Source organism: Listeria farberi, from assembly GCF_014229245.1.
GTDB lineage: Bacteria > Bacillota > Bacilli > Lactobacillales > Listeriaceae > Listeria > Listeria farberi.
The window spans coordinates 1-7,423 of the sequence record NZ_JAARZJ010000031.1; the positions used below are offsets into that span (position 1 = coordinate 1).

General features: G+C 30.3%; 11 protein-coding genes. All 11 read left to right on the forward strand.

Annotation, left to right across the window (positions count from 1 at the left end; translation table 11 throughout):
- Positions 1-155 precede the first annotated feature (155 nt).
- The 11 genes from HCB45_RS14720 (at position 156) to HCB45_RS14770 (ending at position 6,977) form a co-directional block, all read left to right on the forward strand.
- Positions 156-578 (forward strand): hypothetical protein, encoded by a 423-nt coding sequence (locus HCB45_RS14720; RefSeq protein ID WP_185620404.1) that lies wholly within the window; start codon positions 156-158, stop codon positions 576-578.
- A 957-nt stretch (positions 579-1,535) separates the two neighbouring features.
- Positions 1,536-2,093 carry a hypothetical protein gene (locus tag HCB45_RS14725; protein WP_185620398.1) on the forward strand — a complete coding sequence of 186 codons (558 nt, stop codon included), beginning with the start codon at positions 1,536-1,538 and terminating at the stop codon, positions 2,091-2,093.
- A 72-nt stretch (positions 2,094-2,165) separates the two neighbouring features.
- Entirely contained in the window at positions 2,166-2,600 is a 435-nt protein-coding gene (locus HCB45_RS15385) for a hypothetical protein (protein ID WP_185620405.1), read from the forward strand.
- A gap of 162 nt (positions 2,601-2,762) precedes the next feature.
- The gene (locus HCB45_RS14735) at positions 2,763-3,278 is read left to right on the forward strand and encodes a hypothetical protein (protein ID WP_260483709.1); all 516 of its coding nucleotides are present in this window, start codon (positions 2,763-2,765) and stop codon (positions 3,276-3,278) included.
- A gap of 101 nt (positions 3,279-3,379) precedes the next feature.
- The gene (locus tag HCB45_RS14740; RefSeq protein ID WP_185308415.1) at positions 3,380-3,826 is read left to right on the forward strand and encodes a hypothetical protein; all 447 of its coding nucleotides are present in this window, start codon (positions 3,380-3,382) and stop codon (positions 3,824-3,826) included.
- Between the two features lie 16 nt (positions 3,827-3,842).
- Positions 3,843-4,451 carry a hypothetical protein gene (locus HCB45_RS14745; RefSeq protein ID WP_185317967.1) on the forward strand — a complete coding sequence of 203 codons (609 nt, stop codon included), beginning with the start codon at positions 3,843-3,845 and terminating at the stop codon, positions 4,449-4,451.
- A 53-nt stretch (positions 4,452-4,504) separates the two neighbouring features.
- Entirely contained in the window at positions 4,505-4,861 is a 357-nt protein-coding gene (locus tag HCB45_RS14750) for a hypothetical protein (RefSeq protein ID WP_185620399.1), read from the forward strand.
- Between the two features lie 39 nt (positions 4,862-4,900).
- Positions 4,901-5,257, forward strand: coding sequence for a hypothetical protein (locus tag HCB45_RS14755; RefSeq protein ID WP_185620400.1), 357 nt, complete (start codon positions 4,901-4,903; stop codon positions 5,255-5,257).
- Positions 5,258-5,323: 66 nt separating this feature from the next.
- Positions 5,324-5,731, forward strand: coding sequence for a YxiG family protein (locus HCB45_RS14760; protein ID WP_260508465.1), 408 nt, complete (start codon positions 5,324-5,326; stop codon positions 5,729-5,731).
- An 18-nt stretch (positions 5,732-5,749) separates the two neighbouring features.
- Positions 5,750-6,454 (forward strand): HEAT repeat domain-containing protein, encoded by a 705-nt coding sequence (locus HCB45_RS14765; RefSeq protein WP_185620401.1) that lies wholly within the window; start codon positions 5,750-5,752, stop codon positions 6,452-6,454.
- Positions 6,455-6,662: 208 nt separating this feature from the next.
- Positions 6,663-6,977 carry a hypothetical protein gene (locus HCB45_RS14770; RefSeq protein ID WP_260508466.1) on the forward strand — a complete coding sequence of 105 codons (315 nt, stop codon included), beginning with the start codon at positions 6,663-6,665 and terminating at the stop codon, positions 6,975-6,977.
- Positions 6,978-7,423 lie beyond the last annotated feature (446 nt).

Here is a 7,423-nt window from a genome sequence, read left to right on the forward strand (position 1 = left end):
CCATAAAAATTTAAAAAGATTAAATATATTGATTACAAATTTAAGAGAAGAAACTAAAATGTTAGGAAGCAAATAAACTAGTAGCCATCTACGCATCACGCGAAGACGAATATTTCGAGGCGGGCTACATTGAAGCAGTTACAGCGAGTGATGTTATGTTCCGCTCGCGACGTTCGGACGGTTACGAAGAGGGACATGTTGTTCTCCCGTTAGAATTAGTGTATCGAATAGAAATTGACACGGCGCATTTAAAATCAGCTGAACTACTCGCAAAACATCTTAATCAACCAATCAGCTCAGGATTATTTGAGAAAGCACCAAACAAAAAGCATTCTCTTTTCGAAATTGCTGCTGATTATGTATACCAAAGTAAAGAGATAATCTTTATTGACATCATTGGCGACGAGACACCAGCAATTGGAATGATTGCTGAAAATGAATATGAAGGATTAGAAATTAATTTAGTGGATGACGAAGGTCGATTAGATGGAACTTGCTGGATAAAGAAAGAAGATATTCTAGCCCTGCGTTTCGGCGGCAGTGTAGAACAAGATTTGATGAACAGACTAAAAAAATAAACTGCGAATAAGCCCTCCATTTTTACAGGGAGGGCTTATTCTAAAAGTAAGAGATGTAAATAATACATATCAAAAGAATAATCTCTGCGTGAGCATAAGCAAGATAGTAAGAATACAATCCTAGAGAACATAAAAAAAGAAAAAGGAAAGAAAATAACCAAATTAGGAGATTGAAATGGATTCAATTTTGAAATTAATAATGGATTTGGAATTCATCGGCATAATTATAATGTGTATAGTTATTATAGATTTTAAGAAAGACAACTTCTTTTCTAGGTGTATGCAAGTATTAATATTGTTAACTTTATTTGCGGTTACGGGAATAATTATCTACTTTTAAGAAGGATCGAGGGATAATATGTTACTTGTGATAATAATATATTTTGTTTTTCTACTTATATTAATTATTGGCTATGAAACGAGACGTAAGAAAAACAATAAAACCGTCCTTAACAGTATAGCTATCATTATTTTCCTGTTAGCCCTTATAATTTATTGTATAATGCTAGTCCCTCGGTTGGGTATTTAAGGAATGAAAGTCACTATAGAAGTTAAGAACAAATTATTTTTATACTTAGTTTCAAACTTAAAGAAAAAACTTTTAAAGTACAGTTTGTTATAACATTGATAACGGTGTTTGAGTGCTTTCCTACATATGTAACCTTGTTTATTTATAGGTTCTATATTCTTTTCTAACCCATGCGTGGGAGATTATAAAGAAATAATGGCAGTACTGTAGTAGAGCGTTTAGGAGGTTATCGTGGTTCATTTTATTATCAATATATCAATAAATTTTATTACATTTGCAGATGAAATGAACGATAAAACACTATAGTATCACTATAATACACATGGCGATGTTAGTACTTTGATGAATGATGCAGGTAAGATTATCGCATAATATGTGTATGATTCTAAGCTTATGTAGTGATTTTGGGTTGGAAAGAGGTTGGCCTTATGAGCAAATTGACTAGTGATGAAGTAGAATTTAAAATAAAAAAACTTATCGATTTAGAAAAAAATTTACCAGAACAAATATTTCCTAATCCTGAAAAATACAACTTTTATTTTGAAGAACCAGAGGCTATTTATATGGATACGAAAGAATTCATCCATATGATTAAACAAATTGTGGAAATTACACAGGATGAGAAAGCGTATATTAGTGAAATTTTGAAAGAAGATAAATTTTTACAAAAGAGCAAAACTATCTTGAATTTAAAGGAAGTAATAGACTTTACGCAGGAAGAGGGTAGCATAGTAGAAAATTTGGATTTTGAAAATATAACAGAGACAACGATATTTTTATATTGCTATATGTATTTCCCTTCTGAGCAACTCTTTCTTTTCGTTAATGAATATTCAGACACAGCCCTTTTAGCGGTTGATAAAAAACTTGATATTGATGTTCCTTGGTATGATGTAGAAACATTTTTGACTGTGGAGAATCTGGGGATGAAAGATAGGCTATACAGAAAGTTCAGGAAGCGTTTAGGGAAGAGTTATAAAAAATAATTTATTAATAAGGAATAAAAATTTTAGAAAGCCTATTGCAAAATGCAGTGAAAAAACGTGAGGAGTGACAACATGATATACAGTATAGGTATGACTACTATGGATTCATATGATGAAAAAGAACAAGAGTATTTTAGTATCATGCCCGAAATAAGAACAGTGGTAAATCCACTATTTGATAAATATGATATATATGAATATACAGTAGATAGAAAGAAGCGAAGTGATCTAGCATTCCCATTAAAGCCTAAGCGTTTTCTAAACATTTTTAAGTCAGAGCCGCTGAGGGAAAACCCTGGAATAATGGAATATAACAAATTTATAATTGTAACTAAAGGAGTAGATATAAAGGCATTACTTAGCGGAGTGTCAGACCTTAATAGACGCGAAAACATTGAATATTTTTTAGTGCAAAATACAATCATGACTTACCAGATTCTAGAAGGCGAAGTAATCAATTTCTATGCAAAAGACTTGAAATTTTTAGTTGATGAATTAGCTTTATAGCGGTAGACGATGTGAGGCAAATAATTGCCAAATTAATTTAAGTCAAAGTCATTTATATATAAAATTTCAGAGTTAGAAGACCTACTGGGGCTTATCCTAGCAAGTGTGTCAGAGCTGTGAAATTCAGAATGAAGGAGAAAAAATTTTTTAGGAGGAGTGTGAATGTCTAGTTTCATATCTTCAGGATGTGTATATAAACAAAGTTCATATAAAAACCTAGTCAAAAAATATATTGATTTGATAAGTAGTACAGCAAATGTGGAAATTGAAAATATAGTTTGTTACAGTCCGGAAAGCGACTTATCTAGCACTAAAAGTTTGGAAGAAGTGAAAAAAGATAATAGTTTTTCAAAAGTGACTCATATTAATTGCAAGCAGATAAGAGATGATTGGGAATTTGTTGTACGTTTCTATGAGGAACATAACTATCAAGGGGTTTTGTTTGATCTATCGTATGATTACTTGCCCGAGATGTTTCCAGCAAAAAGTTTGGAAAATAAATTAATCAGTATTTTAATAACTATTTATTCATATTATCCTTATTATTTTAGTTTTATTGACACAGAAGCAGAAGTGGATATGTTTCATAATCCTGGGAATATAGAACCTCTTGAAAGCCCGTATGCAACATTAATTCTCCCAAAAAATAATGACTTTCATGTGTATCTAAATACTTAGGAAATTGACGGTATAAGTGAGAGAAAGAAAAAGCATTATGTTATTAAGAATACACCATCCCACCGAACAAACTAAACACAGAATTGGAGAAGCATAGATAAATGATTCATTTAAAAGGTATAACTACTGCGGGTGCTTATGATAATCAAGGTAAATATTTAGAAGAAATTCATGAAGATATTGAAAAAATAATGAAGCGGCTAATTCTTCAATTTGATATATATCAATTTCATATTTCCCGTAATTTCGAAGCAGCTGCTGATAAATCAGTCCTTGTGAAACAAACTAGATTTAGAAAGACATATATTCATTTTTATAAAGAGGATGAAGAACGATTTGAAGAGGGATCTAGCTATGACCAGTATTTTTTAGTAGAAAAAGATTGCGACATCTCTGAGCAGATAGATAAATTAGTGCTTAGCGAAATACCAAGGATAGAAAATATTAGAGCCAAATTGTTATCCGTTTTCCCATTATTAGTCATTTTATCAGATTCAAGTGAGTTAATGGCGTATTCAATGGAAAAATCGAATTTAGAACTGATATAAATGCAGGAGGGATAAAGTGGGAAACCAAAAACAATCTATTGATTACTTTGAAGTTAAAGGGATTGCTAAATTTCGAAATATGTTACATAAAGCCTATAAAGATTTAACTTTTCCAGGACTAGACTTCCCGTATTGTGTACCTGACAAAGAATATAACTATTTATATTTCCCATTAGATGCATTTGAAAATACGAAAGAAGGAAATCGAATTTTATCCGTACTTTTGTTAGATAAAGAAAAAGATATATATTTTCACTCAGATGTTTTTGGAATGTTTTTAACAAGTTGGCTATTACTTGGAAAAATAAAAATAAAAAGTGTAAATGAATGGGATGGAGTATTCGGCGAGAACATCCTCACAAAAGAATCAAGAAATCCCATTAATTTAGTTGATATTAGCCCTACTATATTCCTGCTAGATGGGAGTATATTAATAAAATTTGATCGTAGTTCTCATTTAGTCATCATTGGATTTTCTAATAAAATGGAGCAAATGAATAGTGAGATTCGACTTTCTAAAGATGAAGTGGTAGATTATTTTATTAAAAAAGATGCAGCAGATGAATCAGAAGCAGAAGATTTTAAAGAAGCATATTTAAAAAACTACTATTCAGTGAGCATTTAAGACTAAAAAGTTAATAAAGAATCGTAATAACAATATAGAAAGTTGAATGAAAAATGGATTTTATTTTAAATATTTTAATTAATATTATAGCTTTTGTATGCTTCTTAGTTGGTGGAAATGCAATTAAAAAAGAGAAGCAATTAATGGGAAAAGTGATTGGCAGCTTATCAATAGCTGGATTGGCGATAGTCGGAACGGGGTTAATTCTTTCTTGTGTAGAGGAATTGCACACATATATGTACATTATATTAGTAATTGAAATAGTGATACTTTTCGCAAATGTATTCATGAATTATTTAAGTAAATTCGGAAAATCGGAAGTTTTAATAGGTGTATGTGTATTAATTCTAACGATATTTAATTTATTTACTTATATAACTTATGTGGTTTTGACTTTTGTTTTTTACTGAAAAACTGTCGCTATAAAAGGAGGGAATTGGGAAACGATTATGATTGAATTTATTATCGATGTATCAATAAATTTTATTACATTTACAATTTGTTTCATTCCGCTGCTTCTCTCAGAAAAAACTAAAGGTATCTTGGAAATCATAGGTGCAAGCATACTTTTTGCGGGGATTATGATAGTTGGAACAGGTATTTTCATAAGCAGTAGTGAAACCCTGAAATCATATATTTATGTGATTTTGGTAGTGCAAATAATTATTTTGTGCATCGAACTCATATTAGTTTTATGGAGTAAACGTAAAGGAAAGTCTACAATTTTATCCATCCTATCAGCAATATTAGGTATAGTCGCTTTAGGAATATATATTTATTATGTTATAGCGAGTTTTATTTATTGAAAATTATTTTCCAAAGATAGAAAAAATTTACAGAAAAGAATAATTATTAAGGAGATAAACACGTCATTGAAAAAGAAAATGAATATTTTAAATCAAGCGATAATAACTGAGTTGTATAAATACCCTGAAAAAAGACTTCATGAAACGCATGTGAATTTATGTGAGGCAAATTTGGAATTTATGTTTGCTGAAAATGATGAAGATATTCACCCGCTAGTATTAAAAATAGAAGGGGTAACGGCTTATTATTTTCAACATAATTATGGAGAAAGTAGATTTGATTTAGACACTGATGAAAGTTCGTTATTACTGCTAGAGACGCTTGAAGTAGTGAAGCCTCCTTTTAAAATAGGAGAGGATCGAGCGGATTTTATTGCTGAAGGAAATCTAATTCTTGAGTTAGATGAAATAAGCTATGTTATAGAATGTAAAAAAATTAAATTAAACGATGTGGTTTTTAATTTAGATGAATGAATATCATAGGAGGATAAAATGGTTCATAATGATATGAATTATCACGATTTGCTTGGAAAAGTTCATAGTGTTTCTGATGTAGATGAATTGAGCAATATTTTAGAAGAATTGAAAGAATATCCAACAAATAGTCAACTAGAAAAATTATTTAAATCATATATGGATGATGAAAGTCCACTCATTCGTTGTATTGCTTTTGAAGGTTTAGCAAAAAGTGAATTTAAAGATACAGAAATAGCTCAAAAAGCGATAGAACATTTAAATGATGAAGACATTGTTGTGATGAGTTGCATAGAATTGCTAGCGGAGTATGAGTATTTGGAAGCTGTTCCTTATATCAAGAATTTGCTTCGACACATAGACGCTGGAGTTCGCTGTACAGCAGCAGAAGCTTTGGGAGATATGAATTGTAAGAAACAATTAATGGATATTGTTCAAGTTAACAAAGTAGAAGTAGATGATTTAGCAAAAGTAGGGCAGAGATACGGAATTTATATGTTGTCTAATGAATCTGATGAAATTTTCGCTTTGAATCAACTTGTTAAACTCCTATATTCTAGCAATGTGACGTCTAGTTACAGAGCTATGAATAATTTGATAGCCGTGTTGAATGAAAGGAATCGTTCTTTAATATTTAGGGCATTTCAAGAAAAGTTGAAAGAAAAGATTGAAAATGGTTTTAAAACGGACTTAGAAGATAAATTGAAAGCGTATTTTAATTGAGAGATTTTATATGCTAAAAGGAGTAATGATATTGAATAGACAAGATTTTAATGGGATGAGGAAAGTGTTTTCAAATGATAAAACAATCCTAAAGGCGGAAATTTAATTATGAAAAACATAGATAAAGACTTGTTTTTAAGAAAAAATCAATTATAAGGAACGATGTATGTAGAATTTAAATACAGTTCCGCCGAAAAAGAATTTTGGAATGAAGATTCGTATTATATTGATAGCGATATTTTTGAATATTTACTTGGTGTTTTTGAAAAAAGTAAAGAGGATTTCAGTATGTTTGGGGGAGAATTATTTTAGTTTTGAGGAAGTAGACAATTTATTAAAGTGTCTAAAAAAGATAGACCTAGAAGGAATTGCAGATAAGGTTATAAAAAACAGTTTTAAAGAAGATAAATACATTGAAAAAATACAAATAATAAATTCATTAATCAACTTGGTTCAGAGGTTAGAGGCTTGGCTAGTAAAAGCGATTGAGTTAGACGTTATTGTAATTATACTAGGTATCTAATATACAAAACTAAGCACCGGATATAGTGAAGTGGTTTTAGAAAGTGAAAATGAATTCAGCATTGTGCAACTTTCTAAACTTTGAAGAAAGTCTATCGGGAAGAAATAGCATTAAAAATAAATAATCCTTGATAAGGAAAAAATAATGTTAGACAAAAACCAATCATGTATCACAAAAGACTAATATTTATTCTTCTATCAAGAAGACTCTGGCATTACTGGAGCAGGTCGTATGTGAGAGCAAGAATTACAAGTAGGAGGGAGATAAGATGAATAAAAAAAATAAATCTTGGAAATATTTTAAGTTAAGTTTATGCTTTTTGCTAGTAGTAACGGTAATTGTGTATTATTTATGGGAGTTACCAGGGGCTAAATCTATCATCGAGGTTAGTGTAGGTTTCATTCTGCTTGCAAATATATATATGTTATTTGATTTAATTGAAAAAA

Excerpts from the sequence above, each read along its gene's own strand:
- HCB45_RS14720 (WP_185620404.1), top strand. The coding sequence starts at position 156 with ATGTTCCGCTCGCGACGTTCGGACGGTTACGAAGAGGGACATGTTGTT.
- HCB45_RS14725 (WP_185620398.1), top strand. The coding sequence starts at position 1,536 with ATGAGCAAATTGACTAGTGATGAAGTAGAATTTAAAATAAAAAAACTT.
- HCB45_RS15385 (WP_185620405.1), top strand. The coding sequence starts at position 2,166 with ATGATATACAGTATAGGTATGACTACTATGGATTCATATGATGAAAAA.
- HCB45_RS14735 (WP_260483709.1), top strand. The coding sequence starts at position 2,763 with ATGTCTAGTTTCATATCTTCAGGATGTGTATATAAACAAAGTTCATAT.
- HCB45_RS14740 (WP_185308415.1), top strand. The coding sequence starts at position 3,380 with ATGATTCATTTAAAAGGTATAACTACTGCGGGTGCTTATGATAATCAA.
- HCB45_RS14750 (WP_185620399.1), top strand. The coding sequence starts at position 4,505 with ATGGATTTTATTTTAAATATTTTAATTAATATTATAGCTTTTGTATGC.
- HCB45_RS14755 (WP_185620400.1), top strand. The coding sequence starts at position 4,901 with ATGATTGAATTTATTATCGATGTATCAATAAATTTTATTACATTTACA.
- HCB45_RS14765 (WP_185620401.1), top strand. The coding sequence starts at position 5,750 with ATGGTTCATAATGATATGAATTATCACGATTTGCTTGGAAAAGTTCAT.
- HCB45_RS14770 (WP_260508466.1), top strand. The coding sequence starts at position 6,663 with ATGAAGATTCGTATTATATTGATAGCGATATTTTTGAATATTTACTTG.